Genomic DNA, 21,764 nt, shown 5'->3' with positions numbered 1-21,764 from the left:
AAGACAAAGGCACCCCGAGCCGTAATTGTGCTGACGGTCTGGGGGTGCTTGTCAAGGCGGGAAAGATGCCTTGACAAGCACCCCCAGGCCGCAGGGCGGCTTTATATCGGGGAGCAGGGAGGGGGCTGGCGCTTTGTCCGTTTAGGCGTGGAGGTAGCTGTTTAAAGCTGCGCGCCAATCCCTTAGCGGAGTCAGTCCGGCGTCTCGCCAGGAAGTGTTGGATAGCAAAGAGTAGGCGGGGCGGGCGGCGGGGCGGGGGAATTCCGCAGTAGTGCAGGGCTTCACGCGAGTAGGGTCGGCGCCGATCTCCTCGAAGATCGCCCGGGCGAAGCCGTACCAGGAAGTCTGCCCGCCGCCGGTGCAATGCAGGACCTTTCCAGCAGGACCCTGTCCAGCGGCAACCAGTTCGGCCAATTCCCACAGGCCCCGGGCAAGATCAGCCGACCAGGTAGGCGCTCCCACCTGATCGTCCACCACGGACAACTGGTCCCGCTCAGACTCGAGCCTTCGCATGGTCTCTACGAAATTGGTCCCAGTCTTCCCGTAAACCCAACTGGTCCGCACCACCCAGGCCGAAGCGCCGGAACCGAGAACCGCATCCTCCCCGGCAGCCTTGGTCCGGCCATAAGCATTCTGCGGGCCCAGCGCATCATCAACCTCATAGGGTCGATCCCCGTCCCCAGGAAAAACATAATCCGTAGAGACATGAATCAACGGCACCCGCCGCGAAGTACAAGCCGCCGCCAACACCCGAGGGCCGTCGACATTCACCGCGAACGCCCGAGCCTCGTCCGACTCCGCGGCATCAACAGCCGTATACGCGGCGGCATTGATCACCACCGGCACCGCCCCGGCAGCAGCCGCCCGCTCAGCCAGTTCGCCCACCGCGGCGATCACCTGGCCGGTCGCCGTGATATCCAGCTCCGCCGACGAAGGCGCGATCACCTCCGTCTCCGGGCCCGCGGTGTTCACCAGGTCCCGGCCTAGCTGACCGGAACCGCCGGGCACGAGCACTGCCAGCCGCACCGGCGTACCTCCTACTGCGACAAGGGTTTCAGGACGTGCCGAGCGCGGCGCGGGCCTTCAGCGGCTCCCACCACGAACGGTTGTCGGCATACCAGCGCACCGTCTCCGCCAAACCGTCCTCGAACGACACCCGCGGAGCGTAACCGAGTTCGCCGCTGATCTTCGCGATGTCGACCGAGTACCGCCGGTCGTGGCCCTTGCGGTCGGTCACCGGTTCGACCATTTCCCAGCCGACGCCGGTCGCCGCGAGCAGGCGTTCGGTCAGTTCCCGGTTGGTCAGTTCCGTACCGCCGCCGATGTTGTAGATCTCGCCTGGGCGACCGCCGTCGGCGACCAGCTGGATCCCCTGGCAGTGGTCGTCCACGTGCAGCCAGTCGCGGATGTTCAGACCATCGCCGTACAGCGGGACCTTCTTGCCGTCCAGCAGGTTGGTCGCGAAGAGCGGGATGACCTTTTCCGGGAACTGGTACGGGCCGTAGTTGTTCGAGCACCGCGTGACGCACACCGGGAGACCGTGCGTCCGGAAGTACGACCTGGCGATCAGATCCGACGAAGCTTTCGAGGCCGAGTACGGCGAATTCGGCTCCAGCACGTGGTCTTCCGACCACGAACCGTCCTGGATGGACCCGTACACCTCGTCCGTCGAGACGTGCACGAACTTCCCGACCTGCGCCTCGAGCGCGGCCTGCAGCAACGTCTGGGTGCCGAGCACGTTGGTGAGCACGAAGTCCGCCGAACCGAGGATCGAGCGGTCCACATGGGACTCGGCGGCGAAGTGGACGACCAGGTCGACGCCGCGCATCAGCTCGGTGACCTGTGCGGTGTCGCAGATGTCGCCGCGCACGAAACGCAGCCGCGGGCTGTCGGCGACCGGGGCTAGGTTCGCCTCGCTGCCGGCGTAGGTGAGCTTGTCGAGCACCACGACCTCGGCGTCGGCCAATGTCGGATACGCCCCCGACAGCACCTGCCGCACGTAGTGCGAACCGATGAACCCGGCACCGCCTGTGACCAGGACCCGCATCCTCATCCACCCTTCCGCCCGACCGGGCATTCTCGCCACCAGCCTACGGGTGGCTCACTCGAGAGTCGGTAGAGTCGGGCAGAGCGCGAAAGCGCGGGCATCCTGGGGAGGAACAGTGGCCGAATGGCCGGGGACACCGCTGCCGGTGCACCGCGGTCGCGGCGTGGTCGTCGTGCTGCGGCGAAGCGGGAAGATCCTGTTGTCCGTCGTGTCCGTGGTCGTGCTGGCGCTGACCTGGTACGGCTGGCAGTTCATCGGCGACCCGCAGTCCGGTTTCTCCACCACGGCGATCTTCGGCGAACAGCAGCCGCACGCGAAACCGCTCGACGGCGCCATCGACATCCTCCTGGTCGGCCAGGACAGCCGCACCGACGCGCAGGGCAACCCGCTGCCGCGCGAGGTGCTCGACATGCTGCACGCCGGCGAGTCCGACGGCGAAAAGCAGACCGACACGATGATTCTCTTGCACATCCCGCAGAACGGGGAGCACGCGATCGCCATCTCCTTCCCGCGCGACTCCTACGTCGAGATCACCGGCGGCTTCGGCAAGCACAAGCTGAACAGCGCGTACGTCTACGCCTACAACGACACCGCCAAGACGCTGCAGGCCAAGGGCAACGCCGACCTCAAGGACGTCGACGAGAAAGCCAAGCTCGCCGGACGCAAGAACCTCGTCTCCACGCTCGAGAAGTTCATCGGCAAACCGGGCATGATCGACCGCTACGCCGAGGTCAACCTGGCCAGCTTCTACGAGGTCACGAAGGCCATCGGCGGCGTGCAGGTGTGCCTCAAGAACCCGGTGAAGGAAAAGAAGTCGGGCGTCGACCTGCCCGCGGGCAAGCAGACCATCGAGGGCGTGCAGGCGCTCGCGTTCGTCCGGCAGCGCTACGGCCTGCAAAACGGCGACCTCGACCGGATCGGGCGCCAGCAGGCGTTCCTGTCCGGGCTGGCCAGCAAGGTGCTGTCCTCCGACGTGCTGGCCAACCCGGTGCGGATCGCGCAGCTCATCGAGGCGGTGAAGAAGTCCGTGGTGCTGTCGGCGGGCTGGGACCTGTCGGAGTTCGTCGAGCAGATGCGCGGGCTGACCGGCGGCAACGTCGAATTCCACACCATCCCCACCGAGGGCAACGCGGTCATGGGCGGCGCGGACGTGCTGCGCGTCGACCCGGCGAAGGTCCGCGCCGAGATCAACCGGCTGACCTCCGACGGCAGCGCTCCGGAACCCAGCAACGCGCCGCTGCCCGGAGCGGAAAAGGTCACCGTCGAACTGTTCGACGGCTCCGGTTCCAGTGCCGCCGATCAGGTGCAGGGCCTGTTGCAGGGCAAGGGTTTCCAGCTCGGCACGAGCACGAAGCTGTCCACCCGCGCGACCACCGTGCTGCGCTACCACCCGTCCGATGAAGCCGCCGTCGATCTGGTCCGCCAAACCCTCGGCACCAACGCACAGGCCGAACCGGACGCCGACGTCGCCGCCGGGCACGTCCGGGTGATCCTCGGCAAGGACGCGCGCGACCCGGCTGGAGCCCCGGCCTCGACGTCCTCGGCCCCGCCTGCCGCACCGCCCTCGTCGACCCCGTCCGGACCGCCTTCGTCCGCACCTTCGAACTCACCCGCGCCGCTCATCACGGCGGGCGATGTCCCCTGCGTCAACTAGAGTCGAGCACCCAGCGTGCCGGCGTGCCGCAGGCCGTACGCTGGTGAGCGGGGAGGTAACCGGGGTGAGCGAAAACCAGGACAAACCGGACCGGACGGCGGATTCCGCCGACAGTCCGGCGGTTTCCGACGCCTCGGACCGCGGATCCGACGGAACGACGGAGCCGAAGCACGCTGCCGCTGAGCCGGTCGCCGAAGAGGTGACCGAGGACACCGCGGCCGAGGAAGCCGAGCCGGTTACCGAGGGTGCCGTCAGCGCCGAAAGTGCCACCAGCACTGAAGCTGCGGCCAGCTCCGAGAGTGCGACCAGCACTGAAGCTGCCGCCCACTCCGAGAGTGCCGCTGCCGAAGGTGCCGTCGCGGAAGAGGAAGCCGCTCCCGAGTGGAAGCCGTCCCCGCACCCGCGCGTCGAACTCCCCCAGCCGTCGAGCCCCGCGCCGCCGCCGGAATCGCAGCGCCGCTCGGGCCGGGTCACCCGGATCACCCGCCGCGTCGCGATCGGCCTGGTCTCCCTGCTTGCACTGAGCGGCACGGGCTACGCGTACGTCACCAAGGACAAACTGCAGGACAATGTCGCGACCGCCGACGTCCTCACCCCGCGCGACGGCGAGCCCCCGGCCCCGCCCGCCGACGACGGCGGCACCGACATCCTGCTCGTCGGCAGCGACGCGCGCACCGACCAGCAGGGCAATCCGCTCCCGCTGAGCATGCTGAAGTCGTTGCGCACCGAGGACAAAGCCGGGATCAACACAGACACCATCATCCTGCTGCGGATCCCGAAGAACGGCGGCAAGGCGTCCGCGGTGTCGATCCCGCGCGACAGCTGGGTCGACGTGCCGGGCCGCGGCAAAGCGAAGATCAACTCCGCGTACGGCGTCGCCAAGGCGCGCGCCGAGCAGGAGGAACGCGCGCAGGGTGAGCACGACCAGGCGAAGATCGCGCGCGATTCGGACGCCGCCGGGCGGCGGGCACTGGTCCAGACCGTGCAGGACCTCACCCAGGCGCGCATCGACCACTACGCCGAGGTCAACCTGCTCGGGTTCTACCTGATCACCGAGGCAGTCGGCGGCGTTCCGGTGTGCCTGAACCACGCGACGTCGGACAAGGACTCCGGGGCGAACTTCCGCCGCGGCGTGCAGACGGTCAGCGGCGGCGAGGCGCTGTCCTTCGTGCGCCAGCGCAAGAACCTGCCGAACGGCGACCTCGACCGGATCAAGCGGCAGCAGGCGTTCCTGTCCTCGGCGATGCGCAAGGTGCTGTCCGCGGGCACGCTCGCCAGTCCGAGCACGCTGAACAGCCTGATGGACGCGGTGCACCGGTCGTTCGTCCTCGACGACAGCCTCGACGTGCTCGAATTCGCCCAGCAGGTGAAGGGCGTCGCGTCCGGCGACCTGACCTTCGCGACGATCCCGGTGATCACCACGAACGGCCGCAGCGAGGACGGGCAGAGCATCGTCGAGGTCGACCCGGCCGCGGTGCAGAAGTTCGTGGCCGGGCTGGCCGGACGCACCGCCCCCGGCGCCACGGGAGGCAACGGGGGCGGCGGCGCGGCGGCCGGGGCGGTGCCGCAGGGCCTGGACTCCGGAATCCCGGGCGTGCCCTGCGTCGACTGACGCCGCGACTAGCCTGAAGACATGAGCGAGCTTGCGAGCGAATCATTCAACACTGCGCCTTCGGCTCATGCCGCGCCGAGCGCTAGCGAGGCGGGCGCATGAGCCTCACCGAGCAGCTGCTGCGCCCGCTTCTGGCCTCGCCGGCGAAACCGCTGATCACGCACTACGACGACCGGCTCGGCAGCCGGGTCGAGCTGTCCGTGGCGACGATGCAGAACTGGGCCGCGAAAACGGCGAACTGGCTGGTCGACGAGTTCGACGTCGAGCCGGGCGACGCCGTCGCGGTGCGGCTGCCCGCGCATTGGCAGACCGCGGGCGTGCTGCTCGGCGCGTGGTGGTGCGGGGCGCGAGTGGTCGCGGAGACCGAGGGTGCGCGAGTGGTGTTCACCAGCCCGGACGAGGAGATCGACGCCCCGGCCGTCGCGGTGGTGTCGCTCGACCCGATGGGCCGCGGCCTGTCGACGCCGCCGTCCGGCGGAGCGCTCGACTACCTTTCCGAGGCCCGGATGTCCGGCGACCAGTTCTTCCCGATGCAGCCGGCCACCGGCGAAACCCCGGCGCTCGGTTCCTCCACTGTGGACGAAGTGTGGGCGGAAGCCACTGCCCGCGCGGCAAAACTCGGCCTGACCGCGGCCGACCGAGTTTTGTCCACGATGGACTGGACGGTGCCGGACGGCGTCCTCGACGGCTTGCTCGTCCCGCTCGCCGCCAGCGCGCACCTGGTCCAGGTGACGAACGCCGATCCGGCGAAACTGTCCGCCCGTCGCGAGGCCGAACGCACCACCGCCGACCTGATCGCGTGAGTGCTGACCACCCGGCCAGCACTCACCGCGGTGGTCAGGCGGTCTGCAGCTCGTTCGCGCCTTCGCGGCGACGCCGGAACAACACGTGGTCCAGGGACAGTCGTCCGCCGTTGAAGCCCAGCGCCAGCGCGGTGAGGCCGAGCACCAGCACCAGTTCGTAGCCGCCCTCCCCGGTGAGGCCGTGCGCCGCGTGCACCGAGATCAGCGCGCCGGCCATGTTGATCGCGTAGCCGATGGCGACCACCGGCAGCAGGAAGCCGACGACGAAGGCGATCGAGCCGAGCAGTTCGAGCACGATCACGAGGAACGCGGAGACGGTCGGCAGCGGGATGCCGATCTGGCTGAACATGTCGGCGGTCGCGCCCACGCCGCTGTCCCATTTCTGCAGGCCGTGGGCGAAGAACACCACCGCGATGCCGATGCGGCCGAGCAGCAGCGCGACGTCCTTGACTCGAGTCAACATGGAGACAGCTCCCAGTAGGTGAAAATTCAACTGACCTGACTCACGGTAGGGCACCGAACACCGCTGCGGGGGTGTCAGCCAGTGATCGACAGGAAACCGACAGGCACCGAAAACTCGCTGTACATCGCGCCCGGCCCGGCGCTACCGTGCCGATATCCGCGGGTGGGTGCTGCCTGCGGCCATGTTCTCTACGTGCGAGGAGCCCCGATGCGCCGACAGTCCGATCGACCCCAGTTCGGCCTGTCTCCCGTACCTGAGGACTTCCGCACGCATGAAAGCACTGACCATCGGCATCCTGGCGCACATCGACGCAGGTAAAACCAGCCTCACCGAACGTCTGCTGTTCGAGACCGGCGTGATCGACCACGCCGGCCGGGTCGACGACGGCGACACCCAAACCGATTCGCTCGAACTGGAACGCCGGCGCGGTATCACCATCAAGTCCGCCGTCGTGGCGGTCAGCACGCCCGGCCACCGGCTCAGCCTCGTGGACACCCCTGGCCACCCGGATTTCATCGCCGAAGTCGAACGCGCCGTCGGCGTGCTCGACGGCGCGGTGCTCGTGGTGTCCGCGGTGGAAGGCGTGCAGGCCCAGACCCGCGTGCTGATGCGCACGCTCGTCCGACTCGGCATTCCGGTGCTTGTGTTCGTGAACAAGATCGACCGCACTGGTGCTCGCGAAGCTTCGTTGCTGGAATCCTTGCGTACCAAGCTTTCGCCGCAATGCGTCCCTCTGAGCACAGTGGTTGGGATCGGCACCGCTAGTGCACACCCGACGCTGCTGCCCGTCGACGAACGGTTAGCGGACGCGCTAGCTGGCGATGACATCTTCCTTGAGTCCTATGTAGCCGGTAACGCGTCCTCAATGGATTACCGCGATGCGTTGGCACGTCAGGTCGCCGCCGCCTCGGTGTATCCGGTTTTCTTCGGTTCGGCCGTCACCGGAGCTGGGGTGCGCGACCTCATCGCCGGGGTTTACGACCTGCTGCCGTCCCGCGAACGCCGCGCGGACGGGCCGCTCGACGCCACCGTCTTCAAAATCGAACGCGGTCGTTCCGGCGAGAAAATCGCTTACGTGCGAATGTTTTCCGGCTCGCTGTCGGCGCGCCGACCAGTGCCGTTCCGCCGCTTGGGCACGGAAGGCGTCGGCCGTCCTTCCGCCGTGCGCGTGTTCGAACACGGCGCGACCCCAGTGTCCGGCGAAGCGCTGGCCGGAGATGTTGCCCGCGTCTGGGGTTTGCCGGAGATCCGGATCGGCGACCGACTAGGCGACAGCGCCGACCTTTCCCAGAACCGGTTCTTCGCCCCGCCGAGCCTGGAAACTCTGGTGTACCCGGTCGATCCTCACCAGACCAGCGAGCTGTACACCGCGCTGACGCGACTGTCCGAACAGGACCCACTGATCAGCATTCGCCGACACGACCAGGAAATCACCGTTCGCTTATACGGCGAAGTACAGAAGGAAGTAATCCGGACAACGCTCGCCGAAGAGTTCGGAATCGCGGCCGCATTCGAGGAATCACGCCCGCTGCTGGTCGAACGTCTACACGGGACTGGACACCGCGTGCGCGGTCCCGCTCCCGACGAACGCGTGTTCTTCTGGGCCACAGTCGGCCTTCGCGTCGAACCTGGCCCGCCTGGTTCCGGCACCGACTACCGGCTGGAAGTCGAACTCGGCTCGTTGCCGCTGTCGTTTCACAAGGCCGTGGAAGACACTGTGCACGAGATCCTGCGCGAAGGCCTGCACGGCCGGGAAGTAATCGACTGCGTGGTCACCCTGACCGATACCGCGTTCTACCCGCCAGCCAGCACCGCCGGGGATTTCCGCGGCATGACCCGGTTAGTGCTGCAGGAAGCGTTACGCCAGGCCGGAACGCGGGTGTACGAGCCGGTCCACGCGTTCGAGCTAGAAGCACCGGCCTCCTCAGTCAGCGCGGTGCTGCGCAAGCTAGTGGAACTTCGCGCGGTACCCGGCGAACCAGTAATCACCGGCGATCGATGCACTGTGGACGGTCACCTCCCAGCCGCCTCCGCACACGAACTGGAGCAAGCGTTGCCCGCACTGACCCAAGGCGAGGGCACGCTCGTAAGCAGTTTCGCCGAATACCGGCTCAAGCCGGGTGGCGGCGGGCCGCGTCGAGCTCCGTCCAGCCGCCGTGGGCGGACAACAGCGTGAGGACGCGCTCCGCGAGGGCCGAAAAGCGGCGCAGGTCCTCGTGGAGCGCCTTGGCACGGGTGGAGTCGAGCGGGGCGTGGTCGTCCCACCAGAGGCAGATGACCGCGCTCGCGCACAGCACGAGCGGTTGAACGAGGTCCGCGAACTCCGCGGACGGTTCGGCCGTTTCCCGGCACGTCCGCTCGATTTCGTCGCACGCGTCGAGCAGTTCGCGCAACGGGCCCACCGCGCCGGACGGGGTGCCGTCCCACGACGCGGTGGGCCACGCGCGGTCGCTCAGCTCGAGCCAGAGCCGCCATCCGGCGACCAGCTCGGCCTCGTCGTGCGGCGTCCAGGTGTCGGGGAGCAGCCAGAACATGTCACCGACTGTGACATCGCAGCTGGCGGCGGCGCAATCAAGTCGGCGAAAGTGTTCGCGTTTTTACCCCGAGGCGGGGGTATCTCAGCTGATCACCGGGGGCACGAACACGCAACTGGGTCGCTTCGCGTGCTGCGGGTCGAGCGCGTTGAGCACCTCGCGCTGCGCGATCGGGTCGTAGGTGATGCCGAGGTGGTCGGTGTAGTCGAGCCCGCAGACGTCCTGGAGGACGAGGTTCTTCACGTTGGGCGCGGGCTTGAGGAAGGCGTTGGTGTAGGGCGTGACAACGTCGTCATACCTGGTCTGGATGACCGTGTAGTCGACGCCCGGAACCGTGTCGCCACCCGCGTTGAGATCGTTGAGGAACGCGGATCCGGTCGACTGCTCATTGCAAGCCGCGCAAGCCGCTCCGACCAGGTCGCGCGCGGGCGGAATCGCCTGGATCGCGGTGAGCAGGCCGAACAGGTTGGTGCCGTAGTTCGATGGAGACAGCCCGATCAGCTTCCCGATCTTGCTGGCGCCGCCGAGGTACTTGATCCAGTACCGCGGGTTCATCCCGCCTTGCGAATGCCCGACGACGTCAAGCTTCGAAGCCCCCGTGGCCTTGAGAATCTTGTCCCCGAAGGTCGCCAGCTGCCCCGCGGTCCCCGCCACCGGCCCGACCGTCTGCAGGAACGCCCCCGGCGACCCGCCGAAGTTCCCGGCGAACACGCAGTACCCCGCGTTGGCGAGCTTCTGGGACAGATTCGCCCAGTTCTCGTACGCGTTGGCCGTGGTGCCGTTGGACAGCAGCACCGGGTTCGGATGTTCGGCAGAGGGTTTGCAGTTCCAGTCATTGGCCCCCGGCGGCGCGATCGTCGGCTGCCCGACCGAGTAGATCGCCGCGGCGATGATGTTCGGCTGCACCGGCCCGGTCGGTTCTTTCCCGGTTTCCCCCGATGCCACCGCGGTGCCGCCGCCGAGCGCGACCACCGTCGCCGCCAGGAGGACCATGCCTCGTCCGAACGCGCGTACGCCCATACCGTTTCACCTCTCTGTGAACCCGACGCAGTGGTTAACGCGGAACACGAGAAAGGGAAACGCGGTTACTAGTTTTTATCGCAGTCCGGCGAGCGTTCGATCCACCGCATCGATCAAGGACGCCCGGTTTCCCGGGTAGACACTGATCTGCGCGGCTCCGTCCCGTGTGCTCTGGAAGCTCAGCACCCGCCCCCGCCCGCTGAGGTCGATGACCGACAACGGCGAGCTGTACCGGCGCCCGCCCCGCTCGTCCCGGACCGCGGCATGCAGCTGATGCACCGCGTCGCGCGGCGCCCGCATCAGATACCGCAACTCGTCCGCGTCGCCGCCCTCCTCCGCCAGCGGGTCCGCCCCGCCGTTGTCGTAGTACTCCCGCCTCACCCGCATCGCCCGAACCGCTGCCGGCGGACAGTCCGGCATCGCCATGACCAAACAAGCCGCGAGCTCGTCCGACGACACCGGATCAAGCTGAACGAACTCCGCGTCGGTAATCAACCGCACGGCTTCTCGCCCGTTCGCCGCGACGAGAATCGCCCCGTTGTCCTCTTGATGGGTGCCGAAGTCAGTCCACCCGTACACCTCATGCCGCGCGTTCGCGAGCAGCTTCAGCGTGCCGCGCAACGCTTCCGCCGCCGTTTCTCCCAGCTGCGCAAGAAGATCCCGCGTCCGCTTCGCCCGTTCGGCCGCACCTTCCTCGGTCAAGTACATCGGAGTGTCCTCAACCACCACCGGTGTTTTCCCGAGGTCCTCAGCGTGCCAAAGCGCCAAAAACACCGGCCGCGGCATCCGCAACGGCCTGTCGATGATCGTCATCGAACCCCTCAACCACCAATCGTCGGGGGTGTCGGGGGCAGCCCAGTGCGCGGATCGAGGGCTCGCTCGCCGTTCTCGTCAACGAGGGAGAACGCTGAGTCGTCTTCGATTCCGTACTTGCGCTGGTGTTCTTTGTCTTCCTCGCCTTTGCCTTTTCCCGCGCCGGCCATGCCACCCATTCCCGGGCTCCCCTTGGCTCCGGCCGCACCCTTCCCTGCTGCTCCTGGCGTTGTGCGTCCCTCTTCCCCCGCACCCGCTCCGGTCCCGGCTCCGGTGCCTACGCCCGTACCCCCGCCAAGCCGCGCCGCGATCCCTCCGCTGCGGCCACCAGTTCCAGCCTCGCCGCCCCCACCGAGCGGCCCAAACCCACCCGGTGCCCAGCCGCCGACGCTGCTGTTATTGCTGCTGCTACCGCCGCCAGTCCCCGAGAAGGTCGGCGTCGACGGTGTCCAGTTAGACCCTCCGGCCCGATCAACCGACGGAGGCGTCCACCCAGACGTCGACGTCCCGTCGGTGCTCCCCGGGTACGTCCCTCCGCCGTGCGACGTGCCGCTGCCCGTACTCCCCGGCTGGAACGGCACCCCACCAGTTCCACCAACCGCCCCGCTGTTCCCCGACCCGGTCGCGCCGGGCCCACTGACCCCAGGCCCACTAGTCCCAGGTCCACTGGTCCCGGCCCCGCTGCCTCCCGGCCAGCTTCCAACCCCGCCAGTGGCCCCAGGCCCGGTGCCCGGCCCACCAGAATCCCGCCCAGGCCCCCGATAAGCCTTCTCGTGCGACTCGCTCTTGCTCTTCGCGTGATCGCCACCGGAATCGATCTTGAGATTCTGCCCGTCGAACCCGGAAACCTGACCGTAATTGCTATTCAGCCCTTGACCGTTGGTCTTGGCCTGATCCGCATACTTCTGATACCGCTCAACGTTGTGATTCGCTGCCGCGTTGTACTCGTTGATCTGCTTCTCGGTATCCGTGTCCCACGGAGTCCCCTGATCCCAAAGATTCTTGTGCGGGGGCGTCGGAGGCATCGCCTGCAGCGCGATCTTCATGTCGTTGTAGCCGTGCGTGGTGTCGACCAGCTTCTGCCCATTGACCACGTATGCCTGCGCAGAGGTAGCCGACGCATCAGACAAGGGTCTGAGCCGCGCGCGAGCCGCATCCGCCCCGTCACCAGTCCAGACAGATTCGAGCATGGTGGTGATCTGCTGCGCGTCGTCGCTGTTCTGGTTGTGTTCCTGAGCCACGTCCCGCACGGTCGCACTGCCGCTATCCCACGACGATGTCCCAGGCCCTTGCTGCACCTGCTGCACGATTGCCGGTGCCGGTACCGCCTGATCGCCAAGATTGCCGTGGTAAAAGTCGGAAAACCAGCCACCAGCATCTTTGAGTCGGTCATTGACCCAGTTGTCCGCGTCGTCGATCCGGTCACCGATCCACTTGGCACCTTCACCGATGAAATCGAAGAATCCCATCGGCTACGCACCAGCTTTCTGCTTCAGATTAGTGACGACCATGTCCGCCACTTGGGCAGTAACGTCGCATGGATCCGGCCCGCCGACCTTCGACTGACCAAGCGTGACTGAAACATCAATGTCGTGCTGATCGCTGATACCGACGCTGACCTGGCAGAACTCCTTCTCGGTATCCTTGCTCAAATTGGAGTGAGCAACTGCCGGAAAACCCTGGATAGGCGGAAGCGGGCGCCATAACGTGGACTGCGGTTTCGAATTCGCGTAAACGGCGCTCAGGCCATCCGAGACCTTCGTGACGTACATGACCGTAGCGACCGCGCCAGCATCGCTGTTGAGCCAATGACACTGGGGGCCAAGCGAAGGCTCGTCATCGTGCTTTCCCTGCGGCTTTTGCACAAGAATCCTGCCCACCTGATCCGGAGTGAGCGCCTCATCGCATGGATGGCCCGACAGGACTGACACAGGGAGCGGATTGTTCACCTTCGGCGCACCCGCGTACGGCAAAGTCTTCTCAGCCGCCGACGAAGGCGCAGAAGCACTGCCTGAGCCAGGAGTGGGATTTGGTGCCGACCCACCAGAGCATGCCGCGACCAAAGCGTTCACCGCAACTGCGCCAGCGGCCACGAGGAGCATCCGAGCCTTCATACTGCAAGTCCCCCGCTCTGGCCGCCGTTGCCCACGGCCTTCACATCTCCGGCCGCTTGGCCGTCTGCCTCACTGACAATGCCCAACGCCTTCTCGAGGCGCCCGATGAGTTCCACCATGTACTTGTGCATGGCGTCGTTCGCGTCCTTGCCGTCCGCGAAAGTCCTGACCACCTGCTGATTGAACCCCATGCTGCCCGGGTCTTGTGCCGGTGGCGTGAGCTGCGTCAACGACACAGTTTTCGGGCGCATCGTTGCCAGGTTGTCGCGGAGACGCTTCGCCCGATCGAGCAGTGAACGCGCTTCATCAGGGCTCAGAGTGAACCCCGCCCCGGATTTCACAGCAGACGCCACAGCGGCAGCATCCGAAACTCCCTTGGCCACGTTCATCGCCGTGCCCACCACCGTGATCGGCAGCCCAGTCAGCCAACCTGCTGTCTCCAGGGCTTTCCCTGGGTCGTTCTCAGCCATGCCCGCCCTCCCGTGCACCGCGCACCGCCCCTTGACCAGGCAACCAGTCCCGAGGCCCCTCGGCAGCCACTGTAACCAACTGCTCACAGCGGGGTGACGGAAACTGGCAAACTCACCCCACTGTGCACCCGGCCCGAGCGGAGGCGACCGCGGCGCAAGGACAGCGACGCGCCACATGTGTCACGCACCCGCTTTGTGTTTCAGGTTGGCGATGACCATGTCCGCGACGGTTGCTGCGGCATCACACGGATCCTGCGAGCCAACCCTCGTTTGCCCTAAACCAACCGATACGTCGGCTGTGTACTTGTCCGTAACGCCGACACTGACCTGGCAATTATCCTGTTTCCCCGAGTCGCTGGAAGTCGTGTGAGCTACAGCCGGGAGACCTTGAACAGAAGGCAGCGGACGCCAGACTTTTGCCAAGCCTCTAGTATTGGCGTAGACAGCGCTCAGGCCGTCAGACTTCGTGGTGTACAGCACCTGAACCAATGCGCCGGTGTCCTCATTGACCCACTTGCACTCAGCACCCAGCGCAGGAATATCGGCATGCACTCCCCGCGGCTGCATCCTGAAAATCTCGTTGATTTGCGACGAGGTGAGCGCACCGTCACACGGGTGGCCGGAAAGCGCAGATTCCGGAAGCGGCTTCTCGACCTTGGGCGCACCTGCGTATGGCAAGGTCTTCCCAGCTACCGGTGGCGACGCCGGAGGACCAGACGAGCCCGCAGATGGTTTTGGCGTCAACCCACTGGAACATCCCGCGACAAGCACAGCCGCCGCCGTCGCGCCAACAGCGAGAGAGTGGACCCGCATCCCCATCTGATCAGCCCCTTAGCCTGGTCACTAGCCCATCCGCGGACAACACAGCGGCCACTTGCCCGCCCGCTGCGCTAAATTAGTGACGACCATGCCCGCGATCTGGGCCGTAACGCCACACGGATCCACCGCGCCAACCTTAGCGGGACTAAGGGTGACGGACACATCGACATCATACTGATCATTGATTCCAACGCTTACCTGGAAAAATGATTTGTCACCCTTCGGGCCATAGGCCGAATGGGCGACAGCTGGCAATTCCCGCACGGTCGAAAGCGGACGCCACACAGTGGACTGCGGCTTCGAATTCGCATATACCGCGCTCAGTCCATCGGATGCTTCGGTCACATACAGCACAGTCAAAGCCGCACCTGATTCACTATTGACCCAATTACACTGCGCGCCGAGCGAACCGTTGTCGGCATGTCTTCCTTGCGGTTCTTCCCCCAGAATATGGCCAACTTGACCCGGAGCGAACGCACTGTCGCACGGATGACCCGACAGGACTGACGCAGGAAGTGGGTTCTCAACTTTGGGCGCACCGGCATACGGCAAGGCTTTTCCTGCCGATGACGACGATGCCCGATCACTAGCCGGTCCCGAAGCGGAGTTTGCCGCAGAACTTCCGGAACACCCTGCAACGAACACGACCCCCGCCACCGCAGCAGCGGTCAAGCTAGCGAAACGCGCCCTCATTCGATGGGCTGTGATCTGCTGCGCGTCGTCGCTGTTCTGGTTGTGCTCCTGGAGCGTCTTCTGCACCGTGAAACTGCCGCCGCACCACGATGACGTCCCCGGCTCTTGCTGAACCTGCTGCACAATCGCCGGACCTGGAACAGCTTGGTCGCCGAGGTTTCCGTGACAGAAGTCGGAAAACCCCACCGGCTACGCACCCGCCTTCTGCTTCAGATTTGTTACCACCATGTCCGCAACAATCGCCGCCACGTCACACGGGTCTTTCTTGCCCACCCGCGAATCACCCAGCGAGACTGATGCATCAATTGTTTTCTGGTCACTGATGCCAACACTGACCTGGCAGAATGACTTCAGTACTGCTTCTTGCTTAAAGGTCGAATGGGCTACGGACGGAAATCCTTGCACAAGAGGCAGTTGACGCCACACAGTTGCCTGCGGTTTACTGTTCGCATATACTGCACTTAGCCCGTCAGAAAGATTAGTAGCGTATAAGACGGTTGCCAACGCACCAGTCTCGTCGTTCGGCCACTGGCATTCCGAGCCAAGCGAGGGATCATCCTTGTGCGCGCCTTGCTGCTTCTGGCCCAGAAGGCTCCCCACTTGGTCTGGAGTAAGCGCGCTCTCGCACGGATGCGCTGACAACACCGACTCCGGAAGTGGATGCTCCACCTTCGGCGCACCCGCATACGGCAGCGTCTTCTCAACAGCTGACGACGGCGGGCTCGTCGCTCCAAGATCGGGGTTTGACCTTGAGCCTCCGGAACACCCCGCAACGAAGGCAACCCCTGCCACCGCAGCAGCGGTCAAACTTGCGAACCGCACCTTCATTCGACAGTCTCTCCCCCTGCGACTTGATCTCCCAGCCGCAACTGTAGCCAGTCACGCGCCCGGAGACGGCGAGATCGAGCGCAAGAAGAGCCCCACCACCCGATTTGGGTAGTGGGGCTCTTCAGTAGACCGTCGGGAGCTCAGCCCTTCAGCAGGGACCGTGCCATTACGACCTTTTGGATTTGGTTCGTGCCTTCGTAAATCTGCGTAATCTTCGCGTCGCGCATCATGCGCTCTACCGGGAAGTCGCGTGTGTAGCCTGCGCCGCCGAACAACTGCACGGCGTCCGTGGTTACCGACATTGCCACGTCGGAGGCGTAGGCCTTCGCTGCCGATGCGGTGAAGCTGGCGCGCTTGTCTCCGCGTTCGGAGGACGCCGCGGAGGCATACACCAGGTGGCGGGCGGCTTCGATTTTCGTTCCCATGTCGGCCAGCATGAACTGGATTCCTTGGAATTCCGCGATTGCCTTGCCGAATTGCTTGCGTTCCTTGACGTATGCGACGGCTGCGTCCAGGGCGCCCTGGGCGATTCCCAAGGCTTGCGCGCCGATGGTCGGGCGCGTGTGGTCCAGGGTGCGCAGGGCGGTTTTCAGGCCGGTGCCTGGTTCGCCGATGATGCGATCCTCGGGGATGGTGCAGTTTTCGAAGTAGATCTCCCGGGTCGGGGAACCCTTGATGCCCAGCTTCTTTTCCTTCGGGCCTACCGAGAAGCCTGGGTCGTCCTTGTGCACGACGAACGCGGAAATGCCGTTGGCCTTCTTTTCCGCGTTGGGATCGGTTACGGCCATCACCGTGTACCACGACGATTCGCCGGCGTTCGTGATCCAGCATTTGGTGCCGTTGAGGACCCAGTGGTCACCGTCGAGGCGGGCGCGGGTGCGCATTGACGCGGTGTCCGAACCTGCCTCGCGCTCGGACAGGGCGTAGGACGCGGACGCTTCGCCTGATGCGATGGACGGCAGGACAAGCTTCTTCAGGGCTTCCGAACCCGACAGGATGATCGGCTGGGTGCCCAGCTTGTTGACTGCCGGGATGAGCGACGCGGACGCGTCGACGCGGGCGACTTCCTCGATCACGATGCACGCGCCGATGGCGTCGGCACCCTGGCCGTCGTATTCCTCGCCGATGTGGACGGCGTTGAAGCCTGCCTTGACGAGCGCTTGGTTGGCCTCGACCGGGTAGCGCTCCTGTTCGTCGACCTCCGCCGCGTACGGGGCGATCTCCTTTTCGGCTAGAGCCCGGACCGCGGCGCGCAGTTCCTCGTGCTCTTCGGCCAGCTGATACAGGCCCTCGGCCACCTTCAGTCACCTCTTCTGCAGCGAAACGGGAGAAAGTCCCCCGATGTTAGCCCGCGTTCACACCGAACGCGGCGGCTCGCTGCTTGTGTCCTCGGCCTCACCGTTCGTATGGTCACGTGATGGCTGCCACTGCGTCGACCCCGCCGCCCGGATTGCCCGCTTCTCTTGACTACCCCCGCGTGCCGATAGGTTCGGTGCTCGCCGGTGCCGCGACGCGCTACGGCGATCGCGTCGCGTTCGCGATGGGCGACGACCAGCTCACGTTCGCGCAGACCTGGCAGGCCGCTTGCCGGTTCGCGCAGGCGTTGCTGGCCCGCGGCATCGGTCGGGGCGATGTGGTCGCCGTGCACCTGCCGAACTGTCTCGCGTATCCGATCGCCTACCACGGCATTCTGCTGGCGGGAGCGACGTTCAGTCCGACGAATCCGCTGCTTCCGCCGGATGATCTCGCCTTCCAGTTGACTGACTGCGGTGCCGCTGCGGTAGTGACGTTTGGGCCGGTCGCGGGGACGCTCGCGGCGGTCGCGGACCGGATTCCGGCGCGGCTCACGATCGTCGTCTCGCCTGCTGGCGAGCTCGGCGAGGGGAGCGTGGAGTTCCGCGAGTTCTTCGCTGACCAGCCTGCGACCAGGCCTGACGTAACGATCGAGGTGGACACCGACCTCGCGCATCTCGCCTACACGGGTGGCACGACTGGGCGGTCCAAGGGCGTCGAACTCACGCATCGCAACGTCGTCACGAACACGCTGCAGCACACGTGCTGGTCAACCGGCTCGGTGCCGGCGCTCGACGCGAACGGCGACCTGACGATCGACCAGGTCGGCAGCCCGGACGAATGGCCGACGCGGCTTGGCACCGGCACCGCGATCAACTTGACGCCGTGGTTCCACGCGATGGGCGTGATCGCGGGGCTCAACGGGCCGCTGATGGGCGGCGGCACGACCGTGCTGCACGCCCGGTTCGATCCGGCGGCGTATGTCGCGGACGCTGAGCGGCTGCAGGTCACGACCATCGGCGGCGCACCCGCGCTGTTCGCGGCGTTGCTGGCGACGCCCGCGTTCCACACTGCCGACCTGTCGTCGGTGCGCAACATCGGTTCCGGCGCCGCGCCGATGAGCCACGAGATGATCCGCGCGCTCCACCAGCGGTTCCCTGACGTCGTGATCGCCGAGGGGTACGGGCTCACCGAGGTGACGATGGGTGCGGTGATCTCGCCGAGTTACCGGTCCGGCGTGCGCAAGGTCGGGTCGGTCGGCGGGCCGATCTTCGACACTGAGGTCAAGCTCGTCGCGGACGGGAGCGAGGAGCCGTTGCCGCCGGGGCAAGAGGGCGAGGTGTGCTTGCGCGGGCCGCAGGTGATGCGCGGGTATCGGAACCGTCCGGAAGAGACCGCCGCCGCGCTGGTCGACGGATGGCTGCACACCGGCGACATCGGCGTTCTGGACGAGGACGGTTATCTGTCCATTGTGGACCGCAAGAAGGACATGTTGCTGTACAAGGGGTACAACGTCTTTCCGCGCGAATTGGAGGAGCTGCTGAGCGCGTCGCCGGGCGTGCTGTCGGCGGCGGTGGTCGGCCGGCCCAGTCCGGAGGTCGGCGAGCTGCCGGTGGCGTTCGTGGTGCGGCGGCCGGACTCCTCAGTGGACGCCGAGCAGCTGATGGCGGCGGTGAACGAGAAGGTGCTGCCGTACAAACGCTTGCGGGAGCTGCATTTCGTGGCGGAGATCCCGGTGTCGGCGGCGGGCAAGGTGCTGAAGCGCGAACTGCGGAAGCAATTGCCCGACCCGGCTTGAGGCTGGAGGTGGGTGCGGATGCCGGTTCCGGACCGGCATCCGCGCGCTACTTGCCCGCTTTTTCGCGGAGTTTGGCGTCCTTGTCGAGCACCAGCTGCTCGAGGTCCTCCTGGAACTGCGTCAGTTTCGCCTGCAGCTGCAGGTCGGCGGCGGCGAGGATGCGGACCGCGAGGAGACCGGCGTTGCGCGCCCCGCCGACGGACACGGTCGCGACCGGGATGCCGGCGGGCATCTGCACGATCGACAGCAGCGAGTCCATGCCGTCCAGGTACTTGAGCGGAACCGGCACGCCGATCACCGGCAGCACCGTCGCCGACGCGACCATGCCCGGCAGGTGCGCGGCACCGCCCGCACCCGCGATGATCGTGCGGATGCCCCGGTCGGCCGCGGACTTCGCGTAATCCAGCATCCGCTGCGGGGTGCGGTGTGCCGAGTAGACACCGACCTCGTACTCGACTCCGAACTCGTCCAGCGCTTGTCCCGCTGCCTCCATCACCGGCCAGTCGGAGTCGCTGCCCATGATCACGCCCACCTGCGGCGCCATTGTGTTCCCCTTCAGTGGATCTCGTAGCCGTCGAGCCAGACGGCGTGGGACAGCCAGTGCGCGGACAGCAGCGCGCGATTGCGCAGATCGTCCATACGGTCGCCGACGAAGTTGACGTGCCCGAGCTTGCGGCCGGGCCGGTCCTGCTTGCCGTAGAGGTGGATTTTCACCTCGGGGAACCGCGCGAACAGGTGGTGCACGCGCTCGTCCGGGCTCATCTGCGGCGAGACGTCCGCGCCGAGCACGTTCGCCATCACGCACGCGGGCGCGATCAGGTCGGTGCGGCCGAGCGGGTAATCCAGGACACCGCGCAGGTGCTGTTCGAACTGCGAGGTGCGCGAGCCGTCCATGGTCCAGTGGCCGGAGTTGTGCGGGCGCATCGCCAGTTCGTTGACCAGCAGGCCGGTCTCGGTCTCGAACAGCTCGACCGCGAGCAGCCCGGTGACGTCGAGCGTCGACGCGATGCGCAGCGCCAGCTCCTGCGCCTCGTGCACGCGCGACTCAGCCAGCCCCGGCGCGGGGGCGAGGACCTCGGTGTTGATGCCGTTCGTCTGCACGGTCTCGACCACCGGGTACGCCGCGCCCTGGCCGAACGGGGAGCGCGCGACCAGCGCGGACAGCTCGCGCTTCATCGCGACCTTCTCCTCGACCAGCAGCTCGGTGCCTGCTTCGAGGAGCTCGGGAACGGTCTCGCGGGCCTGCTGCGCGGTGTCGAGCATCCAGACGCCGCGACCGTCGTACCCGCCGCGCGACGCCTTCAGCACCACCGGCCAGCCGTGCTCGCCGCCGAAGGTCACCACATCGTCCACAGTGGACACTTCGGCGAAGGCGGGGCCGGGCACGCCGAGGCCGGCCATCATCTCGCGCATCACGAGCTTGTTCTGCGCGAACCCGAGCGCAGTGGGCGCGGGGCGGACGACGAAGCCCTCGGTGGCGAGGGTGAGCAGGTGCTCGCCGGGCACGTGCTCGTGGTCGAAGGTGACCACGTCGACCTGGCGGGCGAAATCGATCAGCGCGTCGAGGTCGGTGTGGTGACCGATGACGACGTCGCTGGCCACGAGGGCCGCCGCGTCGCCCTCGTCGGCCGCCAGCACCTTCAGCGACTGGCCGAGGGAAATCGCCGCCTGCTGCGTCATGCGGGCGAGCTGCCCGCCGCCCACCATGCCGACGATGGGAAGACCGGTTCGTTTGTCCATAGCGGAGACCAGGTTACTGGGCGGGAGCTGGCGGACCGTCGGCGACCTGCGGCGGAGGTGGCGGGTTGCGGTGCGGGGGTTGGTGGTTGGTCGCGGGCGGGACTGGCGGGATTGGCGGCTGGCGACGGCGGGGTTGGCGGCTGGCCGCAGGCGGGACTGGCGGGGTCGGCAGTCGGTCGCAGGCGGGACTGGCGGCGTCGGCAGTCGGTCGCAGGCGGGACTGGCGGCGTCGACGGTTGGCCGCAGGCGGGGATGGCGGGAACCGGACGAGGTGGCGTGCACGGCTACGGGACCGGCCGGATGATGCGCGGGAGGCTCTCGCTCCTCCACAAGCCGCCCAGCAGACGCGCGGCGAACGCGGCCAGGGGCTGGGGTGGTCGCGGGGCCGGACCGGGGATTCGCCCGACCGGCCCGGCTGGGCACCCAGGCACTCCTACTTCTACTTCCGCCCGCCCGGGACCGCCGCAACGCGCCCGCTCGGGACCGCCGCCGCACCCCAAGCCCTCAATCGAGACACCCAGGAACCGAAACCCCACCCCAACCAGTCCTGCTGCAGCAGGATGGCCGGATGGAATCCGTCACTCTCCCGCGCCCAGTCCTCCACGCCCTCCGGCAAGCCAGCCTCCCCGGCGTGGCCACCGGGATGCTCACCGGCAAGGCCCGGCCGCTGGCTTTCCCCGAGGGATTCGGCGACGTGCTCGTCTGGCTCTGGAGCACCAACTCGCATTCAGCCGTGATCTACCTCGCCGAACTGATGAAGCAACTCCGCGAACGGCACCCGCTCGCCAAGACCGTCACGCCGCCCTTCCGGTTCGGCGAGTTGCTCACCGCGGCCCGCGATTGTCTTCCAGACGACTTCGCGCACGCCGATCTGCTGATCCAGTACACCCGCACCGCGTTGGGCGACTTCTACGGCGGTCAGGCGGAGTAGCAAGGGCTCACTATTCGGTTGATCTGCCCGGGCAAACGCCGGATCAGAACGAATGGCCGTGCCCGTCCGCGAGTCAGGCTCCGGACGGCCGCGTAACCACCGCGATCCAGACAGTAACCGCCACCACCGACA

21 protein-coding genes are annotated in these 21,764 nt (G+C 66.6%); 6 read left to right on the top strand and 15 right to left on the bottom strand.

Features of this window, described 5'->3' with window-relative positions; translation table 11 throughout:
- Positions 1-141: 141 nt before the first annotated feature.
- Both rfbD and rfbB read right to left on the bottom strand, forming a co-directional pair.
- Positions 142-1,026 (bottom strand): dTDP-4-dehydrorhamnose reductase, encoded by an 885-nt coding sequence (gene rfbD / locus ACWDNU_RS17780; RefSeq protein WP_449669641.1) that lies wholly within the window; start codon positions 1,024-1,026, stop codon positions 142-144.
- Between the two features lie 28 nt (positions 1,027-1,054).
- Entirely contained in the window at positions 1,055-2,047 is a 993-nt protein-coding gene (gene rfbB / locus ACWDNU_RS17775) for a dTDP-glucose 4,6-dehydratase (protein WP_370940321.1), read from the bottom strand.
- 115 nt (positions 2,048-2,162) lie between these two features.
- Here rfbB and ACWDNU_RS17770 point away from each other — a divergent pair, with 115 nt between their 5' ends.
- From ACWDNU_RS17770 to ACWDNU_RS17760, 3 genes are all read left to right on the top strand, one after another.
- A complete protein-coding gene (locus ACWDNU_RS17770; RefSeq protein WP_449669640.1) occupies positions 2,163-3,701 on the top strand; it encodes an LCP family protein in 1,539 nt (512 codons plus the stop codon).
- 64 nt (positions 3,702-3,765) lie between these two features.
- Entirely contained in the window at positions 3,766-5,313 is a 1,548-nt protein-coding gene (locus tag ACWDNU_RS17765) for an LCP family protein (RefSeq protein ID WP_449669639.1), read from the top strand.
- A 98-nt stretch (positions 5,314-5,411) separates the two neighbouring features.
- Positions 5,412-6,116 carry a TIGR03089 family protein gene (locus ACWDNU_RS17760; RefSeq protein WP_449669638.1) on the top strand — a complete coding sequence of 235 codons (705 nt, stop codon included), beginning with the start codon at positions 5,412-5,414 and terminating at the stop codon, positions 6,114-6,116.
- Positions 6,117-6,150: 34 nt separating this feature from the next.
- Here ACWDNU_RS17760 and ACWDNU_RS17755 read toward each other — a convergent pair whose 3' ends face one another.
- On the bottom strand, positions 6,151-6,579 hold the full coding sequence (locus ACWDNU_RS17755; RefSeq protein WP_370940325.1) for a DoxX family protein: 429 nt from the start codon (positions 6,577-6,579) through the stop codon (positions 6,151-6,153).
- A 271-nt stretch (positions 6,580-6,850) separates the two neighbouring features.
- Here ACWDNU_RS17755 and ACWDNU_RS17750 point away from each other — a divergent pair, with 271 nt between their 5' ends.
- The gene (locus tag ACWDNU_RS17750) at positions 6,851-8,755 is read left to right on the top strand and encodes a GTP-binding protein (protein ID WP_449669637.1); all 1,905 of its coding nucleotides are present in this window, start codon (positions 6,851-6,853) and stop codon (positions 8,753-8,755) included.
- On the opposite strand, the gene ACWDNU_RS17745 is transcribed toward ACWDNU_RS17750, so the two are convergent.
- From ACWDNU_RS17745 to ACWDNU_RS17700, 10 genes are all read right to left on the bottom strand, one after another.
- Positions 8,691-9,113 (bottom strand): hypothetical protein, encoded by a 423-nt coding sequence (locus ACWDNU_RS17745; protein WP_449669636.1) that lies wholly within the window; start codon positions 9,111-9,113, stop codon positions 8,691-8,693. The two genes, ACWDNU_RS17750 and ACWDNU_RS17745, sit on opposite strands and share 65 nt — an antisense overlap.
- Before the next feature lie 84 nt (positions 9,114-9,197).
- Positions 9,198-10,133 carry an esterase/lipase family protein gene (locus ACWDNU_RS17740; RefSeq protein WP_370940327.1) on the bottom strand — a complete coding sequence of 312 codons (936 nt, stop codon included), beginning with the start codon at positions 10,131-10,133 and terminating at the stop codon, positions 9,198-9,200.
- A gap of 75 nt (positions 10,134-10,208) precedes the next feature.
- Positions 10,209-10,946, bottom strand: coding sequence for an ESX secretion-associated protein EspG (locus ACWDNU_RS17735; protein WP_449669635.1), 738 nt, complete (start codon positions 10,944-10,946; stop codon positions 10,209-10,211).
- 8 nt (positions 10,947-10,954) lie between these two features.
- Positions 10,955-12,415: a hypothetical protein gene (locus tag ACWDNU_RS17730; protein ID WP_449669634.1), complete on the bottom strand. Its 1,461-nt coding sequence runs from the start codon at positions 12,413-12,415 to the stop codon at positions 10,955-10,957.
- Between the two features lie 3 nt (positions 12,416-12,418).
- Positions 12,419-13,048 carry a DUF3558 domain-containing protein gene (locus tag ACWDNU_RS17725; RefSeq protein ID WP_449669633.1) on the bottom strand — a complete coding sequence of 210 codons (630 nt, stop codon included), beginning with the start codon at positions 13,046-13,048 and terminating at the stop codon, positions 12,419-12,421.
- A gap of 8 nt (positions 13,049-13,056) precedes the next feature.
- Complete coding sequence (locus ACWDNU_RS17720) at positions 13,057-13,530, bottom strand: hypothetical protein (RefSeq protein ID WP_370940331.1); 474 nt, start codon at positions 13,528-13,530, stop codon at positions 13,057-13,059.
- A gap of 180 nt (positions 13,531-13,710) precedes the next feature.
- Positions 13,711-14,343, bottom strand: coding sequence for a DUF3558 domain-containing protein (locus tag ACWDNU_RS17715; RefSeq protein ID WP_449669644.1), 633 nt, complete (start codon positions 14,341-14,343; stop codon positions 13,711-13,713).
- Positions 14,344-14,373: 30 nt separating this feature from the next.
- Positions 14,374-15,228, bottom strand: coding sequence for a DUF3558 family protein (locus ACWDNU_RS17710; protein ID WP_449669632.1), 855 nt, complete (start codon positions 15,226-15,228; stop codon positions 14,374-14,376).
- 3 nt (positions 15,229-15,231) lie between these two features.
- Entirely contained in the window at positions 15,232-15,870 is a 639-nt protein-coding gene (locus tag ACWDNU_RS17705; protein ID WP_449669631.1) for a DUF3558 domain-containing protein, read from the bottom strand.
- A 140-nt stretch (positions 15,871-16,010) separates the two neighbouring features.
- A complete protein-coding gene (locus tag ACWDNU_RS17700) occupies positions 16,011-17,168 on the bottom strand; it encodes an acyl-CoA dehydrogenase family protein (RefSeq protein ID WP_370940335.1) in 1,158 nt (385 codons plus the stop codon).
- Positions 17,169-17,287: 119 nt separating this feature from the next.
- Between ACWDNU_RS17700 and ACWDNU_RS17695 the strand changes: the two genes are divergently transcribed.
- Positions 17,288-18,961 carry a class I adenylate-forming enzyme family protein gene (locus ACWDNU_RS17695; protein ID WP_449669630.1) on the top strand — a complete coding sequence of 558 codons (1,674 nt, stop codon included), beginning with the start codon at positions 17,288-17,290 and terminating at the stop codon, positions 18,959-18,961.
- A gap of 46 nt (positions 18,962-19,007) precedes the next feature.
- On the opposite strand, the gene purE is transcribed toward ACWDNU_RS17695, so the two are convergent.
- Together purE and ACWDNU_RS17685 are read right to left on the bottom strand one after the other, a co-directional pair.
- Complete coding sequence (purE, locus tag ACWDNU_RS17690; protein ID WP_101435814.1) at positions 19,008-19,505, bottom strand: 5-(carboxyamino)imidazole ribonucleotide mutase; 498 nt, start codon at positions 19,503-19,505, stop codon at positions 19,008-19,010.
- An 11-nt stretch (positions 19,506-19,516) separates the two neighbouring features.
- Positions 19,517-20,701, bottom strand: coding sequence for a 5-(carboxyamino)imidazole ribonucleotide synthase (locus tag ACWDNU_RS17685; protein WP_449669629.1), 1,185 nt, complete (start codon positions 20,699-20,701; stop codon positions 19,517-19,519).
- Positions 20,702-21,269: 568 nt separating this feature from the next.
- Here ACWDNU_RS17685 and ACWDNU_RS17680 point away from each other — a divergent pair.
- The gene (locus ACWDNU_RS17680) at positions 21,270-21,632 is read left to right on the top strand and encodes a hypothetical protein (protein WP_449669628.1); all 363 of its coding nucleotides are present in this window, start codon (positions 21,270-21,272) and stop codon (positions 21,630-21,632) included.
- Positions 21,633-21,764: the final 132 nt, after the last annotated feature.

It is taken from the genome of Amycolatopsis sp. NPDC003676, assembly GCF_053587275.1.
This window is presented reverse-complemented; position numbering and strand designations above follow the sequence as displayed.

Excerpts from the sequence above, each read along its gene's own strand:
- rfbB (WP_370940321.1), bottom strand. The coding sequence starts at position 2,047 with ATGCGGGTCCTGGTCACAGGCGGTGCCGGGTTCATCGGTTCGCACTAC.
- ACWDNU_RS17760 (WP_449669638.1), top strand. The coding sequence starts at position 5,412 with ATGAGCCTCACCGAGCAGCTGCTGCGCCCGCTTCTGGCCTCGCCGGCG.
- ACWDNU_RS17755 (WP_370940325.1), bottom strand. The coding sequence starts at position 6,579 with ATGTTGACTCGAGTCAAGGACGTCGCGCTGCTGCTCGGCCGCATCGGC.
- ACWDNU_RS17750 (WP_449669637.1), top strand. The coding sequence starts at position 6,851 with ATGAAAGCACTGACCATCGGCATCCTGGCGCACATCGACGCAGGTAAA.
- ACWDNU_RS17745 (WP_449669636.1), bottom strand. The coding sequence starts at position 9,113 with ATGTTCTGGCTGCTCCCCGACACCTGGACGCCGCACGACGAGGCCGAG.
- ACWDNU_RS17740 (WP_370940327.1), bottom strand. The coding sequence starts at position 10,133 with ATGGGCGTACGCGCGTTCGGACGAGGCATGGTCCTCCTGGCGGCGACG.
- ACWDNU_RS17735 (WP_449669635.1), bottom strand. The coding sequence starts at position 10,946 with ATGACGATCATCGACAGGCCGTTGCGGATGCCGCGGCCGGTGTTTTTG.
- ACWDNU_RS17730 (WP_449669634.1), bottom strand. The coding sequence starts at position 12,415 with ATGGGATTCTTCGATTTCATCGGTGAAGGTGCCAAGTGGATCGGTGAC.
- ACWDNU_RS17725 (WP_449669633.1), bottom strand. The coding sequence starts at position 13,048 with ATGCTCCTCGTGGCCGCTGGCGCAGTTGCGGTGAACGCTTTGGTCGCG.
- ACWDNU_RS17720 (WP_370940331.1), bottom strand. The coding sequence starts at position 13,530 with ATGGCTGAGAACGACCCAGGGAAAGCCCTGGAGACAGCAGGTTGGCTG.
- ACWDNU_RS17715 (WP_449669644.1), bottom strand. The coding sequence starts at position 14,343 with ATGCGGGTCCACTCTCTCGCTGTTGGCGCGACGGCGGCGGCTGTGCTT.
- ACWDNU_RS17705 (WP_449669631.1), bottom strand. The coding sequence starts at position 15,870 with ATGAAGGTGCGGTTCGCAAGTTTGACCGCTGCTGCGGTGGCAGGGGTT.
- ACWDNU_RS17695 (WP_449669630.1), top strand. The coding sequence starts at position 17,288 with ATGGCTGCCACTGCGTCGACCCCGCCGCCCGGATTGCCCGCTTCTCTT.
- purE (WP_101435814.1), bottom strand. The coding sequence starts at position 19,505 with ATGGCGCCGCAGGTGGGCGTGATCATGGGCAGCGACTCCGACTGGCCG.
- ACWDNU_RS17685 (WP_449669629.1), bottom strand. The coding sequence starts at position 20,701 with ATGGACAAACGAACCGGTCTTCCCATCGTCGGCATGGTGGGCGGCGGG.
- ACWDNU_RS17680 (WP_449669628.1), top strand. The coding sequence starts at position 21,270 with ATGGAATCCGTCACTCTCCCGCGCCCAGTCCTCCACGCCCTCCGGCAA.